Here is a 23,580-nt window from a genome sequence, read left to right as displayed (position 1 = left end):
CCGAACACCGCAATCAGACATCAGCCGAACTCCACCACCCGCATGCCGAACAGGCGGTCCACCGCGAGGAGCAGGTCGTCGTTCACCTGCACCTTGATGGAGGTGTTGGCGATGAGCGCCTCGCCCTCGCCCTTGAAGAGCACGCTCACCGCCACGGGCGTGGCGCCGACGTACTTCTTCGCCAGCTCGTGCAGCTTCGCCACCCGCTCCTCCGTGAGGAGGTCCGCCGGCACGCGCAGCTCCAGCCGCTTGGTGCGCTTCTCACGCACGGCCTTGAGACTCTGGATGTCGTCGACGATGAGCTCCGGCGTGGGCGAATCCTCGTCACGCTGGCTGATCTGCACCGTGCCGGACACCAGGATGGGGTCGTCCGACTTGAGCAGGTGCTCCCAGTGCTCGAAGCCCGGCTTGGGCCCCTGCTTCGCCCACTTGCCGTCCCGGCCCATGACGTTGCGCACGCCGTCCTTGCCCGGGAAGCACACCAGCTCGATGGAGCCGGACAGGTCTTCAATCGTCACCCACGCCATGCGCTTGCCCGTCTTCGTGGGCCGCTCGCGCAGCACCGTGACGATGCCCGCCACCGTGAGCTTGTCGTCCTTGCGCGCGCGCTGCACCGCGGTGATGGGCCGCGAGTAGCGCTTCAGCTCCTTGTCGTACTGGTGCAGCGGATGGCCGGACACGTAGAAGCCAATGGCTTCCTTCTCCAGCGACAGCCGCTCCTTCTCCGACCAGTCCTCCACCTCGACGTAGTCATCCTTCAGACCGCCGCCGCCACCCGAGGCCGGACCGGCCAGCATCCCGAACAACGAGCTCTGCCCCGCCGCCTTGTCCTTCTGGCTGGCCGAGCCGCGGTTCATCGCCTTCTCGATGGTGTCGAAAATCTGCCGGCGCGAGCGCTTCTCGAAGTCGAAGGAGCCCGCCTTCACCAGCGCTTCCATCACCTTCCGGTTCACCTTGCGGCTGTCCACGCGCTCGCAGAAGTCGAACAGGCTCTTGAAGTGACCGTCCTTGCGCGCCTCCAGGATGGACTCGATGGCGCCCTCGCCGACGCCCTTGATGGCGCCCAGGCCGAAGCGAATCTTCCCCTCCACCGCGCCGAACTCCATGTCGGACTGATTCACGTCCGGCGGCAGCACCTCGAGGCCCGACTCGCGCGCCTCGCCGATGTGCTTCACCACCTTGTCCGTGTTGTCCTTCTCGCTGGAGAGAAGGGCCGCCATGAACTCGCAGGGGTAGTGCGCCTTCAGCCAGGCCGTGTGGATGGTGACCAGGCCGTAGGCGGCCGAGTGGCTCTTGTTGAAGCCGTACTCGGCGAACTTCTCCATCAGGTCGAAGATTTCACCGGCGACCTTGAGGTCGACGTTGTTCTTCGCGCAGCCCTCGAGGAAGCCGGCCCGTTCGGCCTGCATGACCTCGGCCTTCTTCTTGCCCATGGCGCGGCGAAGCAGGTCCGCGCGGCCCAGGGTGTAGCCACCCAGGACCTGCGAAATCTGCATCACCTGCTCCTGGTACACGATGACGCCGTAGGTGTCCTTGAGCACCGGCTCCAGCGCGGGGTGCGGGTACGCCACCTTCTCCCGGCCGTGCTTGCGGTTGATGAAGACGTCCACCATGCCGGAGTCCAGCGGACCCGGGCGGTAGAGCGCGCCGGCGGCGATGACGTCTTCGAAGCAGTTCGGCTTGAGCTTCACGACCATTTCCGTGAAGCCGCTCGACTCCATCTGGAAGACGCCGGCCGTGTCGCCCTTGGCCATCAACTCCCAGGTCTTCTCGTCGTTGAGCGGAATCTCGTGCCGGGGGATGTCCTTGTCGTGGTTGCGCTTCACCAGGTCCAGCGCGTGCTGAATCACGGTGAGCGTCTTCAGACCGAGGAAGTCGAACTTCACCAGGCCGGCCGCTTCCACCTCGTCCTTGGCGAACTGGGTGATGAGCGTCTTCTCACCCGGCGGCTGGTAGACGGGCACGAACTCCCACAGGGGCTTGTCGGCGATGACCACGCCGGCGGCGTGCATGCCGGGCTGGCGGTGCAGGCCTTCCAGCGCGAGCGCGATTTCGAGCACCTCCTTGGTGGTGACGGGCTTGCCTTCCACCTCGCCGATGTTGGAGGGCGACTCCATCATCTCCTTGAGGCGAGGCTCCATCTCGATGGCCTCCTTCAAGGTGATGTTGAGCACCTCCGGCACCAGCTTCGCGATGCGGTCACCTTCACTGAAGGGCAACGCGAACACGCGGCACACGTCGCGCAGCACGCTCTTCGCCTTCAGCGAACCGAAGGTGATGATCTGCCCCACGTTCATCTCGCCGTACTTCCGGCCGACGTACTGAATGACCTCGTCCCGGCGGTCCTGGCAGAAGTCGATATCGAAGTCGGGCATCGACACGCGTTCCGGGTTCAGGAAGCGCTCGAAGAGGAGGTTGTACGGGATGGGGTCCACGTCGGTGATGCGCAGCGCGTAGGCCACCAGGCTTCCGGCGCCGGAGCCACGGCCCGGGCCCACCGGGATGTTCATCTTCTTCGCCCAGTTGATGAAGTCCTGGACGATGAGGAAGTAGCCGCTGAACCCCATCTTCTGGATGACGCCAAGCTCCAGCGCCAGGCGCGCCTGGTACTGCTCGCGGTCAATGGGGTACGTGACGGTGGCCGCCAGCTCGATGAAGCGCTCGCGCAGGCCTTCGTAGGACAGCTCCGCCATGTAGCTGTCCGGCGTGTGGCTGTCGGGCACCTTGAAGGTGGGCAGCATCGGCTTGCCCAGCTTGAGCTCCAGGTTGCACTGCTCGGCGATGCGCTGGGTGTTGTGGACCGCCTCGGGCGTGTCCTTGAAGAACTCCAGCATCTCCGTGGGGCTGGTGACGTAGAGCTTGTCCGTGGAGTGCTTCATGCGCTTGCCGTCCGCCAGCGTCTTGCCGCTGGCGATGCACATGAGCAGCTCGTGGGCGCGCGCGTCCTCGCGCTTGATGTAGTGCGCGTCCGCGGTGGCGCACAGCGGGATGTCCAGGTCGCGAGAGAGCTGCTTGAGGTTCTCGTTCGCCTTGTCCTGCTCGGGCATCCCGTTGGACTGCACCTCCAGGAAGAACTGCCCGGGCTCGAAGATGTCCTTGTACTCCTGCGCGGCGCGGCGGGCGTGGTCCATGTCGCCGCGGAAGCACGCGCTGGTGACCTCACCGCCCAGGCACGCGGTGAGCGCGAAGAGGCCCTTGCTGTGGTCCGCCAGGACCTTCTTGTCGATGCGCGGGTGGTAGTAGAACCCGTGCATGTACGCCGTGGAGGACAGGTAGCGCAGGTTGGCGTAACCCTCCGCGTTCTTCGCGACCAGGATGAGGTGGTGGGAGACCTTCTCGGAGCGGTCCTCGCGGCCCTTGGGACCGGCGACGTAGGCCTCCATGCCCAGAATCGGCTTGATGCCCGCGTCCTTCGCCTTCTTGTAGAAGTCGATGGCGCCGAACATGTTGCCGTGGTCCGTCACGGCGACGCTGCTCATCCCCTTCTCCTTCACCGTCTTGATGAGGTCCTTCATCCGAATCGCTCCGTCGAGGAGCGAGTAGAGGGTGTGCAGATGGAGGTGGGTAAAGGACATGGGTGCGTTCCGCTCCTGGAGGCCGGGGGGCAGTACAGTACGGCCGTGGCAGCACGCCCGCTACTCTGCAAACGCAGCTTCGTTGCCGTCACGGGCGAGGCCGGAAAATCGGCCCTTTGCGACGTTCCGCCCTAGGCGGAAGACACCACGGGAAGCCTAACGGCCCGCCTGCCCCACCGCCCGTCTCCGTGGAAGTCACGATGCGTCTTCCCACGGGGCCCTGGCGCCCCCGTCCAGCCCCCTCCCCTGGCGGCCAGGCGGGCCACCCGCGCACCCTCGCGGACAGGCGCCCGCGTCGCTGCGGGCCCACGTGGCGGGCGCGCTTCATACTTCTTCACGCCTCGTACAAGTGGCGACAACGCCGGCCCTGCAGATTGGCCACTGTCGCAATCCACCTCTCCGAAAAAGGAAGTGCCCTCATGATGAAGAGATTCGCCATCGCCGGCTCCGCGCTGCTCGCCGTCGCCCTGCTCAGCGGCTTCGCGTTCCGCTCCGGTCCCCGTTGGGGCAAGGACCCCGAGCGCGTGAAGCAGATGGTGACGTGGAAGCTCGACGACAAGCTGGACACGTTGGACGCCACCGCGTCGCAGAAACAGGCCATCCACGCCGTGAAGGACCGGCTGTTCACCGACGGCGTGCAGGTGATGCAGGAGCACCACGCCGCGCGCGACGAGGCCTTCCAACAGCTCGCGTCGGACACGCCGGACCGGCAGAAGCTGCACGCCCTGGTGGATGCCCGCATCGAGGCCCTGCGCGCCTTCGCACACAAGGCGACGGACGCGGCCCTGGAGGTCCACGGCACGTTGACGCCCGCGCAGCGCAAGGAGCTGGCCGACGAGTTCCGCCAGCGCATGGGCCAGTAGCCCCTGCGGGGCGCGGCGGGGCGCGCGGGACAGGTGAGGTGTGCGGTTGCGGGAAAGGGTGGGCGCGCTGGTGACTCGCGGCTACCTTACCCGGGTGAATTACACCGACTACGCCAAGCGGATCCGCGCCCACGGCCAGCTCGCGGAGGTTTCCGAGTACGGACGGGTGACGGAGGGAGACCAGGACTACCCCCTCTTCCGGCTCATCGTGCCGGGAGAACGTTGGCTGGTCATCACCTCCGGCTTCCACGGGGAGGAACCCGCGGGGCCGCTGACGCTGGCCGAGCACTTTCCCCAGGTGGCGGCCTACGCCGTGGAGCGCGGCGTGGGCCTGCGCGTCTACCCCTGCATCAACCCCTCCGGCTTCGAGGCGGGGACCCGCTACAACCGCAGCGGCGAGAAGCCCAACAACGACTTCCTCCGCTACGAGGTCGCCCCGGGTGAATGGGTGGGCGAGCTGCACGTGGAGCGGCCCATCCTCCGCTGGGCGCTCTACGACGGCGGCCCCAAGGAGACGCGGGCGATTCGCAGCGAGCTGGCGCGCTACCCCGCTCCGGCCGCCGCGCTCGACATCCACCAGGACGACTACCTGGGCGGGTCCTCGACGTACGCGTACACCTTCGGGGACAAGGCCGCGTACCGCCCGCTGGTGGAGGCCAGCGCGAAGCACGTCACGGTGGTGCGCAGCCAGAAGGTGGACGACCACAGCTTCACCGACGCGGACGGCCTCATCGAGTACCACGACGGCAGCGTCACCGACTGGTACTCGCGCCAGGGCGTGCCCTACACCGCCGCGCTGGAGACGACGACGCCCACGCCGCTCGCCGTGTGTGACGCGGTGAACCTCGTCTGGATTCGCGGCTTCATCGACCTGGCCGCGCGCCGGGGCTGAAGCCCGTGACGGGCGCCCGGGTTCAGGGCGCTCGCGCGTTGCCCACCCTGCGAGACCATAGCGTGAGCAGGTTGCGGACCACCGCGCCGTCCGGCACCTCCGCGCTGGGCGGCACGTCCACCTGGATGCCCCGCGCCTCCATGCGCTGGAAGGGGCTCTCCTCCGCGTCGGCCCGCACGGGCACCGTCGGGTCCGCCGGCCGGAACCCGTAGGCCAGCGCGCGCTGCTGCACGGGCCGGCTGCGCAGGTAGCGAAGCCACTCCAGCGCGGCTTCCCGCTGCCGGGGCAACACCCACTCGCCCTGCAACACCGCCGCGGGATGGTCGCTCCAGAACGTGAGCGGCGGATAGAGGACCTTCAGCGCGCCCCACGGCCCCTGTGGCTGGGCGAGCTGGGCGATGGCCAGGTTCTCGTAGACCGCCGCGACGTCGTAGCGGTCCGGACCGAAGCGGACCATGTCCGCCATCAGCGCGCCGGTCGTCAGCTCGAAGCGTCCCACGCCCCGCTCCAGCTCGCTCAACCACGTCTGGAACCGGGGCTCCAGCAGGTCCGCCACCGTCAGCCCACCCTGCTTCCCGTAGAACTCCAGCGCCGCCAGCAGCAGCGCCTGGAGTCCGGAGTTGGAGTGCGTCGGGTTGGTGTGGCCCAGCTTCACGAAACCCCACTCGGGCTTGCCACCCACCGCGGGCCAGCCCCGGTCGCTCGAGACCGCCTCCTGGATGAGCTTCCAAGACACGGCGCCGCTCCCACGGGCCCGCGTCAGCACCTCCGCCCGCTCCTCCCACGCCACGAAGACCAGCGGGGTGACGACCAGGGGCCGCGGCGCGGCGTCACCGTCCGCGGCGAACAGCGGCTCGCGCGCGGTGTCCGTCGCCCAATCCGACTCCAGCATCCGCAGCACCGCGCTGTCCGCGGGACTCCACACGGTGGGGCGCTCACGGCCTTCGAGGATGGCCTGCGCCGCCTCCAGCGAGCCCCGGCCCACCAGGTTCACGCGGATGAGCGGATTGGCTTTCTGGAAGTCCTTGGCGGCCTCCTCCACCCACGCCTGCTTCTCCGTGCTGTAGAGGAAGGTGATTTCGGTCCGCACGCCCCGCGGCGTGGAGACGGGCGCGCGCGCCTCGGGGCGCACCTCTCGCGGACTCCCGTGCGTGTGGCGCGAGGACAAGTAGAGCGCCCCGCCCAACGCCGTGAGCACTCCGATGATGATGAGGACCGCGGGCTTCATGTACCGGCTCACACTTCCGCGAAGGCCTGCTCGGCGCCTGGGACGTCTTGTAGGCAACCTCGGTGGCGCCGTTCAAGGTGGCGGCACGTCCTTCAGGAAATCCGGACCTCGCGTCGGAACCGTTGGCTACCGCACGTTTGTTTGAACACAAAGTACATGCCAGAATGGCCGAATGACGGCAAACATTCGGCGGCTCGTGCTTGCGGGCCTGGGCACGGCGGCGCTGAGCGCGTGCGCGACCAAGCCCGCCCCTCCGGTGGAGCATTACGCCCTGGGCATGTCCCGGGCGGATTACCGGAACTACAAGAAGGCCAAGGCGGACCCGTGTGCGTCCTCGGAGCCGCGCTGGCTCGCGGACGAGCTGACGACGGTCAACGGGCTCATGGCCCGCTTCCTCCGGGAGACGGAGGACGTCGCCAGGCTCGACGCGCCAGACCACCCCAAGCAGTTGGCGATGATGCGGGAGGCCACCGATTCGCTTCCGGCCATCATGGACGTGCACCGGTACACGTTGAACCGCCTGAGAGAGTGCGGCTTCCGTGACACGGGCGCGTTCCCGGAGATTGCCCGGCGCGGCCAGGAGCTGCTGCGCGAGGCGGATGCCCGGCTGGAGGAAGGCCCGAAGGTGTTGGCGGCGGTGGCGTTGAAGCAGGCGCGCCAGCAGTGGCGCGAGGAGATGCCCGAGCGCGAGGAGTCCGCCCGCCGCACCTGGTGCCCGCCCAAGCCCGAGATTGGCCAGACGGACCTCTACTACGCGCGCCACGACGTGGACGGCCGCAAGCAGTGGCGCTTCTGCGACGGGCACCTCGTGGAGCAGCGCCCGGATGGCGAGCCCGTGCTCGTCCAGCCCGACAACCTGACATGGCGCATGCGCCGCCGCATCAAGCCGCAGTCATACCTGGACGCGGCGCGGGACTACCCGCTGGCGGAGATGGACCGGCAGCCGGAGAGCGTGCCTGGCTCTGGCCAGGGCGCGGCGAAGAAGACGAAACCGTCGACCGACAGCAACGGGCCGGGCTGACCACGCGTCCTTGGAGCGCATGGGTTCACCTCATGCGCTCCAGATGCCCCGCTCGCCCTCACAGAGGCCCGGGCAGGGCCTCCACGAGGGAGCCTGATCGGCCGCTCAGGCCCCCAGGCGCGTCAATCGTCCGGCGAGGTGCGCGTCGCCCGCGGCGTCCACCGACTGAATCCACGCGGCCAGCGCCCCCCCCTTGGAGGACAGGTGGTCCTCCACGTGGGGACGCAGCGACGTCCACCGCTTGCTCCAGCCATCCTCCGACGGTGCCCCCGCCTGCCCCGGCCGGTCCGAGAGCAGCAGCCCCAGCCGCAGCGCCAGCTCCGGCTGGCCCAGCTCCGTCGCCTGACGGGCCAGGGCGGTGGCCGCGGGAACGGCGGTGGGCGACTTGAGCCACACCTCGGCCGCGCGAACGAAGGCCGCCACGTCCAGCACGCCCAGCAGCCCGAGCGCGTGACGAAGCGGCAAGCGGCCGTCCTTCGGCGACGCGACCACGCGCTCCATCAGCGCGGAGAAGGTCCCCGCCAGCTCCGGGTGGGCCGCGGGGTCCACGCCGCCCAGGGCCTGCAGTGCACGCCTCGCGCGACGCGCGCGGGACGTCACCTCCCAGCTTCGCCAGCCCAGCCGGGCCCTCAGCGCGGCCAGCGCCTCGGCGGCGGCCTTCAGCGACTCGGGCGTGGGGGTGGCGACGGGCACGCGCCGGGGCAGCTCGGCCTTCTTCGGCGGCGGGGGTGGCGTGGGCGCGGCGGCCGCGGGGGCGCCACCCTCCGTCACCTCGCGGTAGCCCTCCCGCACCTTCTCCGCGACCTTCTTGTCGTATTCCTTCCGGGCGCCGGCCTCATCCGCGAAGGCCTTCTCCCGCCGCTGGCCCGCGGTACCGATGCGGCCGAACGTGACGATGAAGGTGTTGCCCTGAAGCTCCGGCTCCCAGAACTTGGAGCTGCTGCCTTCGACGAACTCGAACCTGCGCATGCCTCAGAGCATACGCGACGCGGCGCTCTCGTGCTCCGCCTTCATTTCCCGGAGCCCCTCCTCGCGGGAGCGGCGGCCCTCATACCCCAGCTCGGCGCGAGCCTTGTCGTCCCGGACCGTCACCTCGCGCCCCATGAGGAGCACCTCGGTGCGGGTGAGCGGAGGCCGCCCCGGGAGCCCCAGGGTGCCCCACAGCAGGTCTCCCACCGTGGCCACCGTCGCCGCCACGCCGTACGGCAGCGTGCGCGAGCCCGCGTCCACGCCCCGGGCCGCGAGCATCGCGGTGATGAACGCGCGGAACTCCACGGGTTCCCCGTCGGTGAGGAAGTACGCCTCGCCGCCGCGCCCCTTCTCCGCCGCGAGCAACATGCCCTCCACGCAGTTGGCCACGTGGCAGGTGGACGTCAGGTAACGCCCGCCGCTGAACCAGCGGAAGCGCCCCGCGCGCACCGCCTCCGCGAACTGGGGGAACAGCGACGTGTCCCCCGCGCCCCACACGAAGCGGGGCCGCACGGCCACGGTGACGAAGTCCTCCGAATTCACGCTCAACACCCGCCGCTCCGCCTCCCCCTTGGTGGAGGGGTAGTCCCCGATGGGGCGCTCGGGCAGCGGCATCGTCTCGTCCACCTTCACCAGCGGCGTGCCATCCACGAGCACGGCCTCCGTGCTGACGTGGACCAGGCGCTTCACGCCCGCGGCGCGCGCGGCCTCCAGCACGCGCTCGGTGCCGCGCACGTTCGCTTCGTAGAACTCGCTGCGCGCGCCAGCGCCCTTCACGTACGCGGCGGAGTGGAAGACGGTGTCGCAGCCCTCCATGCCCGCCCGCAGCTTCTCCACGTCGGACAAATCCCCATCGACGGGCTCCGCGCCGGCCGCCGCCACCGCCTCCATGGCCGCGGTGGAGCGCGCGAGCGCCCGGGCCGGCGTCCCCCGCACCTTCAGCGCGGTGAGGAGGTGTCGACCCACGAAGCCAGAACCACCGGTGACGAATGCCCGCATCGACCGCACTCCCTGGTGACGTGAAGAACTGCCCCCTGCTCCTACCACTTCAGGCCCGGCTCAGAACATGTCGCGCAGCGAAGGTGGAGGGCCCGCGAAGAGCGCCCCGGCCACGCGCACCGAGGCATCGTCCGCCTCCAGCGCCCCCATGGCGCGAAGGGACTCGGCGTTCAGGTGGCCCGCGTACAGCGGGGCCAGCGACTTCACGTGCAGCCGCAACCGCCCGTCGCCCCCACGGTGGACCTTCGCCTGTCCGTCCGCCACGTCCAGCACGTAGCGCCCGGTGTTCTCCGGGAAGAGGTCGTCCTCCACCTCCAGGTGGAGCGTCCCGGTGAGGCCCTCCGGCCAGCCCCGCGCCTGCAGCGCGGACGCCACGTCCAGCACGCGCACCATCCAGTGCATGTAGAGCTTCACGGAGTACGTCTGCTCACGCAGCAGCAGGAGCAGCGGGTCATCCACGCCGCCGTACCAACTCGCCTCCATGGCCAGGGAGCGGTGGTCGCCCAGGAAGCTCAGAATCCGCCGCGCCGCGGCCGGCGTGTGGGCCACCACGTCGGTGAGGAACAGCTCCTGCTTGAAGTCCTTCACCGGCCTGCGGATGACGTAGAGGTAGCCCTCCACGCCGTCCTGCCCCTCCACGAGGTAGCCATGCGCCACCTCTCCGCGCAGGTTCCGGACGCGGCTCCACGAGAAGTCGGTCCGGTCCAACCAGCCCGTGCGATGGCGCGCGAACCGCTGGTAAGCCTGGAGGATGGCGGGCGTGTCCGCCGCCTCGATGGCCCTCAGCGCCAGCGTCCGCTCCGTGAAGTCCAGTGAAGGAACCTGGACGCGAAGCTCGTAACGCGCGCCCGCGTGCTCATAGCCCACGCGCCGGTAGAGCGGCTGCGTCGCGGGGTACAGCACGGACAGCGGCGCGCCCGACGCGCGCGCCTCGCGCAGGAGGTGCTGCATGAGCCGCGTGGCGGTGCCCCGCCCCCGGTGCACGGGCGACACGCCCACGCCACCCACGCCGATGACAGGCACGCTGCGCCCGCCGTACCACTGCCCCATGGGGATGTGCACCAACGAGCCCGCCACGTGGCCGCCCTCGCGCAACACCCGCAGGTCCGACCGCGTCGTCCGCTGCATCCACGCGGCGCTGTCCGCCGGGGACATCGCGTACGAATGCACCATGATGTCCGCGACAGCGGCCAGCTCGCGTTCGTCTCGCGGCGGCCCGAAATCACCAGCAGGCGTCGTCTCCATCTGCCCTCCGTTTCCCGGGGACGAAGACGGTCCCCGCGGCGGCCGCATTCTCATGACAGCCCAGGTGGTCTGTCGAGCAACTCGCCGGCACGAAAAGGTCCGTGGACGCCGTCCTCGCGGGATACGGTGAGCGAATGGCCGCCCTGCCCGCGCCCAGGAAGCCAGCCCACCGCTTCCGCCTGAACGCGTGACGACGCCCCACCGGTGGCCCCTTCCGCTGGTATCCTCACCGCGATGAAGCGCCCCTCCGAGCCCGACGCACCAGTGATGCCGTCGCTGCTCGTCTTCGCCATCGCGGTGCTGCTCTTCGGCTCGCCGCTGCGCCGGCTGTGGCTGGCGGAGGGGGCGCCGGGCTACCTGCCCTTCGTGGTGTGGCTGGGTGTCATCGTCCTCGGCGGCTGGGTGGCCCACCGGAGCGGTGGCCATGACGCTTGACCTGGGCTCGCTCGTCGCCGCCTCGGTCGCGTACCTGCTGGTGCTCTTCCTGGTGGCCTACGCGGCGGAGCGCGGCGCCATCCCCGCGCGCATCACCCAGCACCCGCTCGTCTACGCGCTGGCCCTGGGCGTCTACGCCACGTCATGGTCCTACTTCGGCAGCGTGGGCTATGCGGCGAGGCACGGCTTCCGCTACCTCGGCATCTACCTGGGCGCCACGCTGGCATGCCTGCTGGTGCCCGTGTTGTGGCGCCCGCTCTTGCGCTTGTCGCGCGAGCTCCAGCTCACCTCCCTGGCGGATGTGCTGGCCTTCCGCTACCCGGGACAGAGCACCGGCACGGCGGTGACGCTGCTCCTGCTGGCGGGCAGCCTGCCCTACCTGGCCCTCCAGGTGCGCGCCGTCGTGGAGTCCGCGCGCGTGCTCAGCCCGTCCGCGTCCCCCACCCTGGTGGGCCTGGGCTTCTGCGCGGTGCTCACCGTCTTCTCCGTCCTCTTCGGCGCGCGGCACCTCACCCCGCGCGAGCGGCACGAAGGCCTGATGCTGGCCATCGCCTTCGAGTCCGCGGTGAAGCTGGTGGCCCTGGTGGCCGTGGGCCTCTGGGCCGTCTCCAACGTGTTCGGCGGCGTGGACGGGCTGCGCGCCTGGCTGGACGCGCACCCGGAAGCCATCGACGGCCTGCAGCGCCCCGCGCGCGATGCACCCTGGGCGCCGCTGCTGGTGCTGTCCTGCGCCGCCGCCTTCCTCACGCCGCGCAGCTACCACGTCGCCTTCACCGAGGCCCCGGAGCGCGAGGGGCTGGCCACCGCCACCTGGGCCTTCCCGCTGCTGCTGCTGGTGATGAACCTCATGGTGCCGCTGGTGCTGTGGGGCGGCGAGGCGATGGGCCTGCCGTGGCCCGCGGACTTCCACGTGCTGGCCGTGCCCGCGGCGGGCGGCGCCACGTGGCTGGCGCTGGGGGCCTTCCTGGGCGGCGTCTCCGCGTCCAGCGCCATGGTCATCGTCACCACGCTGGCCCTGGCGCCCATGTGCCTCACGCACCTGGTGCTGCCCCTGGGGTACGCGCGCGGACAGCCGCACCTGTACGGCTGGCTGCTGTGGGCGCGCCGCCTGCTCATCGGCATCATCATCCTGGCCGGCTACGGCTTCCACTGGCTGCTGAACACGCGCGGCACGGGGCTGGTGGACCTGGGCCTGGTGTCCTTCGTCGCGGTGGCGCAGTTCATCCCCGGCGTGCTGGGGCTGCTGTTCTGGAAGCGTGGCACGCGCGCGGGCCTGCTGACGGGCATGGGCGTGGGCGCGGTGCTGTGGTTCTTCACGTTGGTGCTGCCGCTGTGGGCCTCGCCGGGCGTCGTCGCGTGGACGCACCGGATGGCGGCGCTGCTGGGCTTCCCGGTCGCGGAGCCCTGGGGCTTCGCCACCTTCGCGTCCCTCTCGCTCAACACGCTCGCCTTCGTCGGCGTGTCGCTGGTCACGCGCCAGTCCGCCGAGGAGACCGAGGCCGCGCGGACCTGCACCCGCGAGGAAGTGGCCCCCGCGGCGGGAGGCGTGGTGGCGGGCTCGCCCGAGGAGTTCCGGCGCAAGCTGGCGCCGCTGCTGGGCGAGGAGGCCGCGTCCGCGGAGGTGGACCGCGCGCTGACGGCGTTGGCCCTGCCTCCGGACGAGCGCCGCCCCTCCGAGCTGCGCCGCCTGCGCGACGGCGTGGAGCGCAACCTGTCCGGCCTGCTGGGGCCGGTGCTCGCCCGGATGACGGTGGAAGAAGCGCTGCGCCTGGAGCCGGGCGCGCGCACCGCCCTGGCGGAGCAGCTCCGCTTCGTGGAGGAGCGCCTGCGCGACGCGCGGAGCATGCGCGGCCCCGTGCCCGCCCTGGAGGCCGTGCGCCGCTACCTGCGCCGCATCCTGGAGGACCTGCCAGTGGGCGTCTGCGCCGTGGGGCCGGATGGCGAGGTCCTCATCTGGAACGCGGCGATGGAGCAGCTCACCCGCGTGCCGGTGGACGCCGCGCGAGGCCACCTGCTGGAGGCGCTCCCCGCGACCTGGGGCGAGCTCCTGTCCCGCTTCGCCAGCGGGGCGGACAGCGACACCGAGGTGCGGCTCACCGTGTCCGGCGTCGAGCGCACCCTGCGGCTGCACCGCTCCCGGCTGTCCCCCGCCGAGGAAGGCGGCGGCACGTCCGAGGGCATGGCCTTGCTGGTGGAGGACCTGACGGCGCGCAAGGCCGTGGACGCGCGGCTGGCCCACCAGGACCGGCTGGCCTCGCTGGGCCGCGTGGCCGCCGGCGTGGCGCATGAGATTGGCAATCCCCTGACAGCCATCGCCAGCCTGACGCAGAACCTCAAGTACGACCTGGATGACCCGGGCGCGGTGCAGGAGCGCGCGGGGCTCATCCTCCAGCAGTGCCGGCGCATCGACGCCATCGTCCGGACGTTGGTGACGTTCAGCCACGAAGGCACGGTGGGTGGACAAGCGCGGCCCTTCACGCGGGTGTCCGTGGCCCAACTGCTCGGAGAGGCGATGCAGCTCGCCCAGTTCGCACGCAAGCAACGTGGAGTGAGCTTCGAGCACCGCTGCCCGGAAGGCCTGGAGGTCGAAGGCGACGCGCAGCGGCTGGAGCAGGTGCTCGTCAACCTGCTCACGAACGCGATGGACGCGTCTCCGGAGCGCGGCGTGGTGGAGCTGGAAGCGGACGTCCACGAGGGCGTCGTGCGTTTGCACATCATGGACCGGGGGCATGGGATTCCCGCCGAACTGGCGCAGCGAATCTTCGAACCCTTCTTCACGACGAAGGGTCCCGGCGAGGGAACAGGCCTGGGCCTGGCGCTCGCCGCGGGCATCGTCCGGGAGCACGGCGGAACAATGCAGGTGGACAGACGACAGGGGGGCGGGACTAGCGTCGTGGTGCGCCTTCCGGGGGCCCCGACATGAGCCGCATCCTGGTCATCGAAGACGAGCCCATCATCCGCACCGAGCTGCGCAGGCTGCTGGTGCGCGCGGGCCACGACGTGTCGGAAGCGGGCTCCGTGCACGAGGCGGCGGGCGACTACCCGCTGGACTCGTTCGACCTGGTGCTGTCGGACCTGCGCCTGCCGGGCGCCCCGGGGACGGACATCATCCACATGTGTCCGGGCGTGCCGGTCCTCATCATGACCAGCTACGCCACCGTGAAGTCGGCGGTGGACGCGATGAAGCTGGGCGCGGTGGACTACATCGCCAAGCCCTTCGACCACGACGAGCTGTTGATGCAGGTGGAGCGGGTGCTGCGCGAAGGCCTGCTGACGCGGCAGAACGCGGCGCTGAAGCGCGAGGTGGAGCAGGCCCACCCCGTCAGCGGAATGGTGGGCAACAGCCCCGCGATGCACGAGGTGTTCGAGCGCGTCCGCAAGGTGGCGCCCTCCCCCGCCACCGTGCTCGTCCTGCGCGAATCCGGCACCGGCAAGGAGCTGGTGGCCCGCGCCATCCACGCCCAGAGTCCCCGCGCCGAGGGGCCGCTGGTCGCGGTGAACTGCGCCGCGATTCCCGAGGGCCTCCTGGAGAGCGAGCTGTTCGGCCACGAGAAGGGCGCCTTCACCGGCGCGCAAGCCGCGCACCCGGGCCTGGTGGAAGCCGCCCACGGCGGCACGTTGTTCCTCGACGAGATTGGCGAGCTGCCCGCGCCCGCGCAGGCGCGCCTGTTGCGCATGCTTCAAGATGGTGAGGTGCGGCGGGTGGGCGCGACGCGGCCGCGCAAGGTGGACGTGCGCATCGTCGCGGCGACCCACCGGGATTTGCCCCGCCGCGTGCAGGAAGGGACGTTCCGCCAGGACCTCTACTTCCGCCTGCGCGTGGTGGAGATTCGCCTGCCGCCCCTGCGAGAGCGCGCCGAGGACGTGCCCGCGCTGGCGAAACACCTGCTGGAGAAGGCGAGCCGCAAGGTGGGCCGCCCGCCCGTGAGTCTGGCGCCCGAGGCCCTCGCCGCGCTGACCACGCACCCGTGGCCGGGCAACGTGCGCGAGCTGGAGAACGCGCTCGAGCGCGCCGTCATCCTCGCGGATGGGCCGGTGGTGACAGCGGGGCTGCTGGCGCTGGAGCTGCCCGACACGGCGGACAGCTTCGCGTCTCCCGCCGAAGCCACTGACCCGGTCGCCGTCGCCACCGAGGAGCCCACCGGCTCCCCGGACTCCATGGAGGAGTACTTCCGCCGCTTCGTCCTCGAGAACCAGGACCACCTGGGCGAGACGGAGCTGGCCAAGCGGCTGGGCATCAGCCGCAAGACGCTGTGGGAGAAACGCCAGAAGCTGGGCATCCCCCGCACGCGCGCGTGAAACACGGCGCACCGGCGGCCGTCCATGGCCCCCGGGTCTCACGGGCGCGTCCTCCAGCGGCGGCGCGCCGGCACGGCGGACCGCCCGCCACCGCCCATCGCTAGCATCCCCGCAACACACCTCAGGGGGGCGACATGGCAGAGAGCGTGCCTGTGACGAGCAGCAGCGCTGGCAATCACGCGGGGGGCGTCGTCGAGGCCATTCCTCGCGCGGAGTATGGACGACTGGCGGTCCTCACCACGGCCATGCCCATCGCCGTGCTGGCCACCAACTGGTACCTGCCTCCCGGTTGGAACCTGGTGGGAACGACCGCCATGCTCACCGCGGGCCTGCTGGTGCTGGGCAAGGCCATCTCGGGCGTGCCCCTCGCGTTGCTCATCAGCGAGCGCAACCTGATGAGCCTCTCGCGCTTCCAGGCGTTGGTCTGGACGGTGGTGGTGATGGGGGGCTACCTGACGATGACGCTCGCCCGCGTGAAGGCGGGCGGACAGAGCGCCGTGGGCGTCGCCATCCCCCAGGAGCTCTGGATTGCCATGGGCATCGCCACCACGTCGCTGCTGGGCACACCGCTGGTGCTGGGGGCCAAGCGCGCGCGCAGCCCGGATGAGAAGCTGGTGCAGAACACCTCCGAGCAGCTCGCCGAGCCGACCACGGACATCGATGCGCACCGCCAGGGCGTGCTCTACGCCAACCCCCACCTGACGGACGCGCGCATGGCGGACATGTTCCAGGGAGACGAGGTGGGCAACACCGCGCACATCGACCTGGCCAAGGTGCAGATGTTCTATTTCACGCTCATCGCCGCGACGGGCTACTTCATGGACGTGGCCATGGCGGTGATGCGCAAATCCCATGATGCGCTGCCCGAGCTGTCACAAGGGATGCTCGCCCTGCTGGCCATCAGCCATGGTGGATACCTGCTCGGCAAGACAGGTGACCACTCGAACTCGAAGCCCGCGTGACGCCGTGCGTGAATCGTTACGGCGCGGTGCATAAAGCGTTACGGCGGTAACGCGCACGTCACCTTCGGTAACACCTGACGCGCCGAGCCAACCTGTAAGGTCTTGAATTGCCGAGCGCAACGCGTTGGCAGATGCGTTGCTCTGGTGCGGGGCATGCGCACTGCCCCCGCACGCATGCTGTCGCTCATGGCCGCGCTCGCGGTCTGTCTGTCAGCCACGCCTTCGAGCGCATTCAAGATTCCCATCAGCGAGGAGTCCTATCTCAACGTCGCCATCCTCCTTCAGCCGCAGCTCCAGATTGTCGACGGGGGCGCGCCGTCCGGAGGCCCCGGCAGCGACATGTTCCTGCGGCGCACGCGCCTGCTCGTCTTCGGGAACATCACCAAGAAGCTGTCGTTCTTCGCGGAGACGGACCAGCCGAACTTCGGAAAGAATGGCAACTGGGACGTCGAGTTCTTCATCCAGGACGCGTTCATCTCGTACGAGGTCGCGGAGAAAATCTGGATTGACGTCGGCATGCTGCTGCCGCCGCTGACGCGCCACGTGCTCCAGGGCGCCATCGCGTTGCAGGCGGTGGACTACCACTCCAATCTGGTCCGCTGGACGCCGGGCGTGGGCAAGGTGTGGCGGGACATCGGCGTGCAGGTCCGCGGCTTCGCGGGCCCCGTGGGCTTCCGTGCCGCCGTCTTCAACGGCGTCAACGGCCAGACGGCCCCGGATGGCACGGTCCTCAACCCGGACGACCTGCCTCGCGTCACCGCGATGGCGCGCTGGAACTTCTTCACGCGGGAGGAGGACCTCTTCTTCCAGGGCATCTACTTCTCCTCCGAGCCGCGCCTGTCGGTGGGCATTGGCGCCGACTACCAGCCCAAGGCGGTGTCCACGGTGTCCGGGCTCCATGACTCGCTGGGCCTGGCCGCGGACGTGTTCCTCGACGTGCCCCTGCCGAACGACCAGGAGTTCGTCTTCAACGCCACGCTCTTCCACTACCGCCAGGGCCTGGACAACCCGCAGAGCGGCACGGGCTTCTACGCGGAGACGGGCTGGCGCTTCGGCAAGCTCCAGCCGCTCATCTCCGGCGAGTACTTCAAGGCGCGCGTGTCCGGCGTGGACCAGGTCGCCATCAAGCCCGGCTTCAACATCTGGTTCCAGAAGCACACGCTCAACCTCCGCACCGAGGTCGCCGTCACATGGACGGGTGACCTCGCCCAGGCCCCGGCCGCCGTGACGGGCACCAGCCAACTGCAGCTCTTCTACTAACCCTCCTCCATTCCCAGGATGACGACGATGGCCCCAACGCACGACGCGCTCATTCCCACGAAGGACGCCTTCAGCCGCAACGCCCACGTGAAGAGCCTGGAGGACTACCAGCGCCTCTACCGGCGCAGCCTCGAGCAGCCCGAGTCCTTCTGGGGCGAGATGGCCGAGCAGCTCACCTGGTTCCACAAGCCCGACTCCATCATGGACGTGGACGCCGAGCAGGTGGACTTCTCCTGGTTCGGCGGCGGCAAGATCAACGCGGCCTACAACTGTGTCGACCGGCACGCCAGGACGCGCCCCGGCAAGGTCGCCATCGTCTGGGCGAAGAACGAGCCGGGCGAATACGAATCCATCACCTACCGCGACCTCCAGCACCACGTGGGCCGCGTGGCCAACGTCCTCAAGGCCCACGGCGTGCGCAAGGGCGACCGCGTCTGCATCTACCTGCCCATGGTGCCGGAGCTGGCCTACACCATGCTCGCGTGCGCCCGCCTCGGCGCGGTGCACTCGGTGGTGTTCGCCGGCTTCTCCTCGGAGGCCCTGCGCGAGCGCATCCTGGACTCGGGCGCCAAGGTGCTGGTCACCGCCAATGAAGGCCCGCGCGGCCCCAAGTTCGTGGCCACCAAGGCCATCGCCGACGAGGCCGTGGAGGGTCTGTCCCTGGTGCAGTCCATCCTCGTCGTGCGCCGCACGGGCAAGGAAGTTCCCATGCTCGATGGCCGCGACTACTGGCTGGACGCGGAGATGTCCAAGCACCGCGGCGTCTGTCCGGCGGAATGGATGGATTCGGAGGACCCGCTCTTCATCCTCTACACGTCCGGCTCCACCGGGAAGCCCAAGGGCGTGCTGCACACCACGGGCGGCTATCTCGTGTATGCGGCCACCACGTTCCGCTACGTCTTCGACATCCAGCCGGACGACGTCTACTTCTGCGCGGCGGACCTGGGCTGGGTCACCGGCCACAGCTACATCCTCTACGGGCCGCTGATGAACGGCACCACCACGGTGATGTTCGAGTCCACGCCCACCTACCCGGACGCGAGCCGGCTCTGGCGCGTGGTGGATGACCTCAAGGCCAGCATCCTCTACACGGCGCCCACCGCGCTGCGCTCGCTCATCAAGGAGGGCGACGCGTGGGTGAAGAAGTCCTCGCGCCAGTCGCTGCGCCTGCTGGGCAGCGTGGGCGAGCCCATCAACCCGGAGGTCTGGCGCTGGTACCACGACGTCGTCGGCGAGGGCCGCTGCCCGGTGGTGGACACCTGGTGGCAGACGGAGACGGGCGGCATCCTGATTGCGCCGCTGCCGGGTGCCACGCCGTCCAAGCCGGGCTCGGCCACCCTGCCCTTCTTCGGCGTGGAGCCGGTGCTGGTGGACGACGAGGGCCGCATCATCGAAGGCAACGGCGTCAGCGGCAACCTGTGCATGGCGCGCTCGTGGCCCGGCCAGGCCCGCACGCTGTACGGCCACCACCAGCGCTTCAAGGAGACGTACTACGCGCGCTTCCCCAACCTCTACTTCACCGGCGACGGCTGCCGCCGCGACGAGGATGGGTACTACTGGATTACCGGCCGCGTGGATGACGTGCTCAACGTCTCCGGCCACCGCCTGGGCACCGCCGAGGTGGAGAGCGCGCTCGTCGCCCACGAGGCCGTCGCCGAGGCCGCCGTGGTGGGCTTCCCGCACGACCTCAAGGGCACGGGCGTGTGCGCGTTCGTCACGGTGAAGCCGGACTGGCAGGAGTCCGGCTCCGAGCAGATGGTGGGCGCGCTCAAGGAGCAGGTCCGGCATGTCATTGGCCCCATCGCCACGCCGGACCGGGTGGTGCTGGTCAACGGCCTGCCGAAGACGCGCTCCGGGAAGATTCTGCGCCGCATGCTCCGCAAGATTGCCTCGGGCGAGGTGGAGAACCTGGGTGACGCCTCCACCCTGGCGGACCCGTCGGTGCTCGACGAGCTGCTCGCGAAGGCCACCCCCTCACAGGCGAAGCGCTGAACGGAGGAGATTCCACATGTCCACGAATCCAAACGAGGAAGCGCTGGAAGCACTCGCGGCGGCGCGCTGGCGCGTGGCCGGCGTGCTCACGGTGTCGACGCTGGTGGCCTACCTGGGCTTCATCCTCCTGGTGGCCTTCAACAAGCCGCTCATGGGGCAGCAAATCACCCCGGGCCTGTCCGTTGGCATCCTGCTGGGCGCGCTGGTCATCGTCACGGCCTGGGCGCTGACGGGCATCTACATGCTGTGGGCGAACGGCAAGTACGACCGCGCCCTGCACCAACTCCGCGGTGGGAAGTGAGGCAGGCATGAACCCGGCAGAAACGACGACGACGCAGCTCGGACAGCCCAACGCGACGGCCATCCTCTTCTTCCTCATCTTCGTTGGCATCACCCTGGCGATTACGTACTGGGCGGCGCGCAAGACGAAGACGACCTCGGAGTTCTTCGCCGCGGGCGGCGGCGTGAGCGCGGCGCAGAACGGCTTCGCGCTCGCGGGCGACTACATGAGCGCCGCCAGCTTCCTGGGCATCGCCGGCCTGGTGGCCACCTCCGGCTTCGACGGGCTCATCTACTCCGTGGGCTGGCTGGTGGGCTGGCCGGTGGTGACCTTCCTCATCGCCGAGCCCCTGCGCAACCTGGGCAAGTACACCTTCGCGGACGTGGTGGCCTACCGGCTCAAGCAGACGCCGGTGCGTCTGTCCGCGGCGGTGGGCACGCTCACGGTGGTCAGCTTCTATCTGATTGCCCAGATGGTGGGCGCAGGCAACCTCATCCACCTGCTGTTCGGCCTGTCCTACGAGACGGCCGTCATCATCGTGGGCGCGGTGATGATTCTCTACGTGCTCTTCGGCGGGATGATCGCCACCACGTGGGTGCAAATCGTCAAGGCGGTGTTGCTGCTGGCGGGCGCCACGGGCCTGGCGGGCATGGTGCTGGCCAAGTTCGGCTTCAGCCCGCTGCGGCTCTTCAACGAGGCCGCCACCCAGTACGGCGCGGAGGTGCTCGCGCCCGGCAAGCTGGTGAACAACCCGCTGGAGGCCATCTCCCTGGGCGTGGCGCTGATGTTCGGCACCGCGGGCCTGCCCCACATCCTGATGCGCTTCTACACGGTGCCGGACGCGAAGGCGGCGCGCAGCAGCGTGTTCTACGCCACGGGGCTCATCGGCTACTTCTACCTGGTGACGTTCATCCTGGGCTTCGGCGCGTCCGTGCTGGTGGGCCGCCAGGCGATTACCGGCGTGGACAAGGGCGGCAACATGGCGGCGCCCATGCTGGCCGAAGTCGTGGGCGGCACGGGCTTCCTGGGCTTCATCTCCGCCGTGGCCTTCGCCACGATTCTGGCGGTGGTGGCCGGCCTGACGCTGTCCGGCGCGGCGGCGCTGTCCCATGACTTGTGGTCCAGCGTGGTGCGCAAGGGACAGGCGCCGGAGGCGGAGCAGCTCAAGGTGGCCCGGCTCGCCAGCCTCTTCCTGGGCGTGCTCGCCATCATCCTGGGCGTGGCCTTCAAGGGGCAGAACGTGGCCTTCATGGTGGGGCTGGCCTTCGCCATCGCGGCGAGCGCCAACTTCCCGGCGCTGCTCCTGTCCATGGCCTGGAAGAAGTTCACCACCTATGGCGCGGTGGCCAGCATGCTGACGGGCGCGTTCAGCTCGGTGCTCTTCATCTTCCTGTCGCCCACGGTGCAGGTGGACTTGCTGGGCAACCCGGAAGCGCTGTTCCCGCTGCGCAACCCGGGCGTCATCACCATTCCCCTGGCCTTCATCGTGGGCGCGGTGGTGTCGCTGCTCTTCCCCGAGCACGAGTCCGCCGCCCGCTTCGCCGAGGTGAAGCACCGGATGCACGTGGGTGCCCCCAAGCCGGCCCCCGCGGCGGCGCCGGTGGCCTCGACGCCGGGCTCCGGCCTGCCCCACCCCGCCGCCACCGGCAGCGAGGCGAAGGCCTGACGGAAGGCGTTTCGTTCCCAAGGGACACGGGTCGCCTACACTGGACCCGTGTCTAGCGCCTCAGAGCAGGGCCCCACCGAGGGCCTCCGCGGTCGGTTGCACGAAATCATCTTCGAGTCGGATACGCCGGCGGGCAAGGCGTTCGACATTGGCCTGCTGTGGGCCATCCTCTTCAGCATCATCGCGGTGATGCTGGAGAGCGTCGCCTCGGTGCGAGAGAGCCACGGCGACTTCCTGCGGAACGTCGAGTGGTTCTTCACCGGGCTGTTCACCCTGGAGTACCTGCTCCGCCTCTTCTCCGTCAGCCGGCCCCTGCGCTACGCGCGGAGCTTCTTCGGGCTGGTGGACCTGCTGGCGCTCTTGCCCACCTTCCTGAGCGTGCTGATTCCCGGGGCGCACTCGCTCCTGGTGATTCGGGTGCTGCGGCTGCTGCGCGTCTTCCGCGTGCTCAAGCTGACGCACCTGCTGGGGCAGGCAGAGGTGCTGCTCACCGCCCTGCGCGCCAGCCGGCCGAAAATCACCGTCTTCCTGGGCACCGTGCTCACCATCGTCGTCATCATGGGCACGCTGATGTACGTGGTGGAGGGACGGGAGAACGGCTTCGACAGCATCCCGCGCGCCATGTACTGGGCCATCGTCACGGTGACGACGGTGGGCTTTGGCGACATCACGCCCAAGACGGTGCCGGGGCAGTTCATCGCATCCATCCTGATGGTGATGGGCTACGGCATCATCGCGGTGCCCACGGGCATCGTCTCCGTGGAGCTGGCCGCCGCCACGCGGCATGCCGTGGACAACCGGGCGTGCCCCGCCTGTGGGCAACAGGGACACGATTTGGATGCGCACTTCTGCAAGCACTGCGGGCAGGTGTTGTAGGCGCGCGTCTCGCCAAGAGGACCATGCTCGTTTGGCCGCGCACCAGAAAGGCGGCCTGACGCATCCCTGGCGGAGGGGAGCTGGACCCAGCGGCCCTGGCCGGTCGTTCCCTCTGGAAGGGTCCATCTTCCAGGGTCGCGCCCTTGGCCATGACGCCCTGGAGGTCACCATGCTCTTCCGCCAGCTCTTCGATACGACGTCGTCGACGTACACCTATCTGATTGGAGATGAGGAGCAGGGAATGGCGCTCCTGATTGACCCTGTCGCGGAGAAGGTTGAACGGGACCTCTCGCTGCTGCGGGAGCTGGGGCTGTCCCTCACGCATGTGCTCGACACACACGTCCACGCGGACCACGTCACCGCGTCCGGGCTGCTTCGGGCTCGCACGGGCGCCAAGGTGGTCGGCGGCGCGGCCGGGGCTCCCTGCGCCGACCTCCATGTCCAGCACGGCGACACGCTGCGGGTGGGGGCCTTCAACTTCCAGGTGCTGGGGACGCCAGGACACACCGATGACAGCGTGAGCTACCTGCTGGGAGACCGCGTCTTCACCGGGGATGCCCTGCTCATCCGGGGCAATGGCAGAACAGACTTCCAGAATGGCAATGCCGGCACCCTGTACGACTCCATCACCCGGGTGCTGTTCTCCCTGCCGGACGAAACCCTCGTGTACCCCGCGCATGACTACAAGGGCATGACGGTGACGACCATCGGCGAGGAGAAGCGGCACAATCCACGCGTCGCGGGCCGGAGCAGGGAAGGCTTCATCCAGCTCATGAACAGCCTGGGATTGCCCAAACCCAAACTCATCGACGTCGCCGTTCCCGCCAACCGCGCCTGTGGCCTCGTGAGGCCGGACGGCGCTCATGAAAGCCTCACGCACTGAACTCGACGAGGGCCGGAGACCACCCCGGTGCCAGAGGCCCCCGAGCCCATCCTCGTGGCTACCTGTTCGGAAATGTCGGGGGTTTTGGCGCTCAAAACCCCCGACATTTCCGAACAGCTCGGGGCGAAGCCTGTC

18 protein-coding genes are annotated in these 23,580 nt (G+C 69.4%); 13 read left to right on the top strand and 5 right to left on the bottom strand.

Going from position 1 to position 23,580, the window contains the following annotated elements:
* Positions 1 to 20: 20 nt before the first annotated feature.
* Positions 21 to 3,575: a DNA polymerase III subunit alpha gene (dnaE, locus tag A176_RS05155; RefSeq protein WP_002638829.1), complete on the bottom strand. Its 3,555-nt coding sequence runs from the start codon at positions 3,573 to 3,575 to the stop codon at positions 21 to 23.
* Positions 3,576 to 3,994: 419 nt separating this feature from the next.
* Here dnaE and A176_RS05150 point away from each other — a divergent pair, with 419 nt between their 5' ends.
* Both A176_RS05150 and A176_RS05145 read left to right on the top strand, forming a co-directional pair.
* On the top strand, positions 3,995 to 4,438 hold the full coding sequence (locus A176_RS05150) for a Spy/CpxP family protein refolding chaperone (RefSeq protein ID WP_002638827.1): 444 nt from the start codon (positions 3,995 to 3,997) through the stop codon (positions 4,436 to 4,438).
* Between the two features lie 94 nt (positions 4,439 to 4,532).
* Entirely contained in the window at positions 4,533 to 5,330 is a 798-nt protein-coding gene (locus A176_RS05145; protein WP_044889679.1) for a M14 family metallopeptidase, read from the top strand.
* A gap of 22 nt (positions 5,331 to 5,352) precedes the next feature.
* Here A176_RS05145 and A176_RS05140 read toward each other — a convergent pair whose 3' ends face one another.
* Positions 5,353 to 6,558 carry a substrate-binding domain-containing protein gene (locus tag A176_RS05140; RefSeq protein WP_002638825.1) on the bottom strand — a complete coding sequence of 402 codons (1,206 nt, stop codon included), beginning with the start codon at positions 6,556 to 6,558 and terminating at the stop codon, positions 5,353 to 5,355.
* A gap of 172 nt (positions 6,559 to 6,730) precedes the next feature.
* Here A176_RS05140 and A176_RS05135 point away from each other — a divergent pair, with 172 nt between their 5' ends.
* Positions 6,731 to 7,579: a hypothetical protein gene (locus A176_RS05135; RefSeq protein WP_044889643.1), complete on the top strand. Its 849-nt coding sequence runs from the start codon at positions 6,731 to 6,733 to the stop codon at positions 7,577 to 7,579.
* Between the two features lie 105 nt (positions 7,580 to 7,684).
* Here A176_RS05135 and A176_RS05130 read toward each other — a convergent pair whose 3' ends face one another.
* From A176_RS05130 to A176_RS05120, 3 genes are read right to left on the bottom strand one after another with little or no spacing between them, the layout of a single operon-like run.
* Positions 7,685 to 8,548: a WGR domain-containing protein gene (locus A176_RS05130; RefSeq protein WP_002638823.1), complete on the bottom strand. Its 864-nt coding sequence runs from the start codon at positions 8,546 to 8,548 to the stop codon at positions 7,685 to 7,687.
* Between the two features lie 3 nt (positions 8,549 to 8,551).
* The gene (locus A176_RS05125; RefSeq protein ID WP_002638822.1) at positions 8,552 to 9,547 is read right to left on the bottom strand and encodes an NAD-dependent epimerase/dehydratase family protein; all 996 of its coding nucleotides are present in this window, start codon (positions 9,545 to 9,547) and stop codon (positions 8,552 to 8,554) included.
* A gap of 60 nt (positions 9,548 to 9,607) precedes the next feature.
* Positions 9,608 to 10,792: a GNAT family N-acetyltransferase gene (locus A176_RS05120; RefSeq protein ID WP_002638821.1), complete on the bottom strand. Its 1,185-nt coding sequence runs from the start codon at positions 10,790 to 10,792 to the stop codon at positions 9,608 to 9,610.
* A gap of 234 nt (positions 10,793 to 11,026) precedes the next feature.
* Between A176_RS05120 and A176_RS05115 the strand changes: the two genes are divergently transcribed.
* The 10 genes from A176_RS05115 (at position 11,027) to A176_RS05070 (ending at position 23,445) form a co-directional block, all read left to right on the top strand.
* Positions 11,027 to 11,227, top strand: a complete 201-nt coding sequence (locus tag A176_RS05115; RefSeq protein WP_002638820.1) for a hypothetical protein — start codon at positions 11,027 to 11,029, stop codon at positions 11,225 to 11,227.
* Positions 11,217 to 14,150, top strand: coding sequence for an ATP-binding protein (locus tag A176_RS05110; protein WP_002638819.1), 2,934 nt, complete (start codon positions 11,217 to 11,219; stop codon positions 14,148 to 14,150). The genes A176_RS05115 and A176_RS05110 overlap by 11 nt, the downstream gene beginning before the upstream one ends.
* Entirely contained in the window at positions 14,147 to 15,526 is a 1,380-nt protein-coding gene (locus A176_RS05105) for a sigma-54-dependent transcriptional regulator (RefSeq protein WP_002638818.1), read from the top strand. Before A176_RS05110 ends, A176_RS05105 begins: the two co-directional genes overlap by 4 nt.
* A 134-nt stretch (positions 15,527 to 15,660) precedes the next feature.
* Positions 15,661 to 16,488, top strand: a complete 828-nt coding sequence (locus A176_RS05100) for a hypothetical protein (protein WP_044889644.1) — start codon at positions 15,661 to 15,663, stop codon at positions 16,486 to 16,488.
* A gap of 153 nt (positions 16,489 to 16,641) precedes the next feature.
* A complete protein-coding gene (locus A176_RS05095) occupies positions 16,642 to 17,748 on the top strand; it encodes a hypothetical protein (protein ID WP_226994204.1) in 1,107 nt (368 codons plus the stop codon).
* A 27-nt stretch (positions 17,749 to 17,775) separates the two neighbouring features.
* A complete protein-coding gene (gene acs, locus A176_RS05090; RefSeq protein WP_002638815.1) occupies positions 17,776 to 19,740 on the top strand; it encodes an acetate--CoA ligase in 1,965 nt (654 codons plus the stop codon).
* A 16-nt stretch (positions 19,741 to 19,756) separates the two neighbouring features.
* Positions 19,757 to 20,041, top strand: coding sequence for a DUF485 domain-containing protein (locus A176_RS05085; RefSeq protein WP_002638814.1), 285 nt, complete (start codon positions 19,757 to 19,759; stop codon positions 20,039 to 20,041).
* Between the two features lie 7 nt (positions 20,042 to 20,048).
* Positions 20,049 to 21,686 (top strand): sodium:solute symporter family transporter, encoded by a 1,638-nt coding sequence (locus A176_RS05080; protein WP_002638813.1) that lies wholly within the window; start codon positions 20,049 to 20,051, stop codon positions 21,684 to 21,686.
* Positions 21,687 to 21,734: 48 nt separating this feature from the next.
* Complete coding sequence (locus A176_RS05075; protein WP_044889646.1) at positions 21,735 to 22,562, top strand: ion transporter; 828 nt, start codon at positions 21,735 to 21,737, stop codon at positions 22,560 to 22,562.
* Between the two features lie 169 nt (positions 22,563 to 22,731).
* Positions 22,732 to 23,445 carry an MBL fold metallo-hydrolase gene (locus A176_RS05070; RefSeq protein ID WP_002638811.1) on the top strand — a complete coding sequence of 238 codons (714 nt, stop codon included), beginning with the start codon at positions 22,732 to 22,734 and terminating at the stop codon, positions 23,443 to 23,445.
* Positions 23,446 to 23,580: the final 135 nt, after the last annotated feature.

The sequence above is a fragment of the Myxococcus hansupus genome (genome assembly GCF_000280925.3).
Lineage (GTDB): Bacteria > Myxococcota > Myxococcia > Myxococcales > Myxococcaceae > Myxococcus > Myxococcus hansupus.
Note: the sequence above shows the minus strand (reverse complement) of the source record. Positions and strands in the feature narration are given on the sequence as shown.

Bases quoted from the DNA above. Each gene is read 5' to 3' on its own strand.
- dnaE (WP_002638829.1), bottom strand. From the start codon at position 3,575: ATGTCCTTTACCCACCTCCATCTGCACACCCTCTACTCGCTCCTCGAC.
- A176_RS05150 (WP_002638827.1), top strand. From the start codon at position 3,995: ATGATGAAGAGATTCGCCATCGCCGGCTCCGCGCTGCTCGCCGTCGCC.
- A176_RS05140 (WP_002638825.1), bottom strand. From the start codon at position 6,558: ATGAAGCCCGCGGTCCTCATCATCATCGGAGTGCTCACGGCGTTGGGC.
- A176_RS05135 (WP_044889643.1), top strand. From the start codon at position 6,731: ATGACGGCAAACATTCGGCGGCTCGTGCTTGCGGGCCTGGGCACGGCG.
- A176_RS05130 (WP_002638823.1), bottom strand. From the start codon at position 8,548: ATGCGCAGGTTCGAGTTCGTCGAAGGCAGCAGCTCCAAGTTCTGGGAG.
- A176_RS05125 (WP_002638822.1), bottom strand. From the start codon at position 9,547: ATGCGGGCATTCGTCACCGGTGGTTCTGGCTTCGTGGGTCGACACCTC.
- A176_RS05120 (WP_002638821.1), bottom strand. From the start codon at position 10,792: ATGGAGACGACGCCTGCTGGTGATTTCGGGCCGCCGCGAGACGAACGC.
- A176_RS05115 (WP_002638820.1), top strand. From the start codon at position 11,027: ATGAAGCGCCCCTCCGAGCCCGACGCACCAGTGATGCCGTCGCTGCTC.
- A176_RS05110 (WP_002638819.1), top strand. From the start codon at position 11,217: ATGACGCTTGACCTGGGCTCGCTCGTCGCCGCCTCGGTCGCGTACCTG.
- A176_RS05105 (WP_002638818.1), top strand. From the start codon at position 14,147: ATGAGCCGCATCCTGGTCATCGAAGACGAGCCCATCATCCGCACCGAG.
- A176_RS05100 (WP_044889644.1), top strand. From the start codon at position 15,661: ATGGCAGAGAGCGTGCCTGTGACGAGCAGCAGCGCTGGCAATCACGCG.
- A176_RS05095 (WP_226994204.1), top strand. From the start codon at position 16,642: ATGCGCACTGCCCCCGCACGCATGCTGTCGCTCATGGCCGCGCTCGCG.
- acs (WP_002638815.1), top strand. From the start codon at position 17,776: ATGGCCCCAACGCACGACGCGCTCATTCCCACGAAGGACGCCTTCAGC.
- A176_RS05085 (WP_002638814.1), top strand. From the start codon at position 19,757: ATGTCCACGAATCCAAACGAGGAAGCGCTGGAAGCACTCGCGGCGGCG.
- A176_RS05080 (WP_002638813.1), top strand. From the start codon at position 20,049: ATGAACCCGGCAGAAACGACGACGACGCAGCTCGGACAGCCCAACGCG.
- A176_RS05070 (WP_002638811.1), top strand. From the start codon at position 22,732: ATGCTCTTCCGCCAGCTCTTCGATACGACGTCGTCGACGTACACCTAT.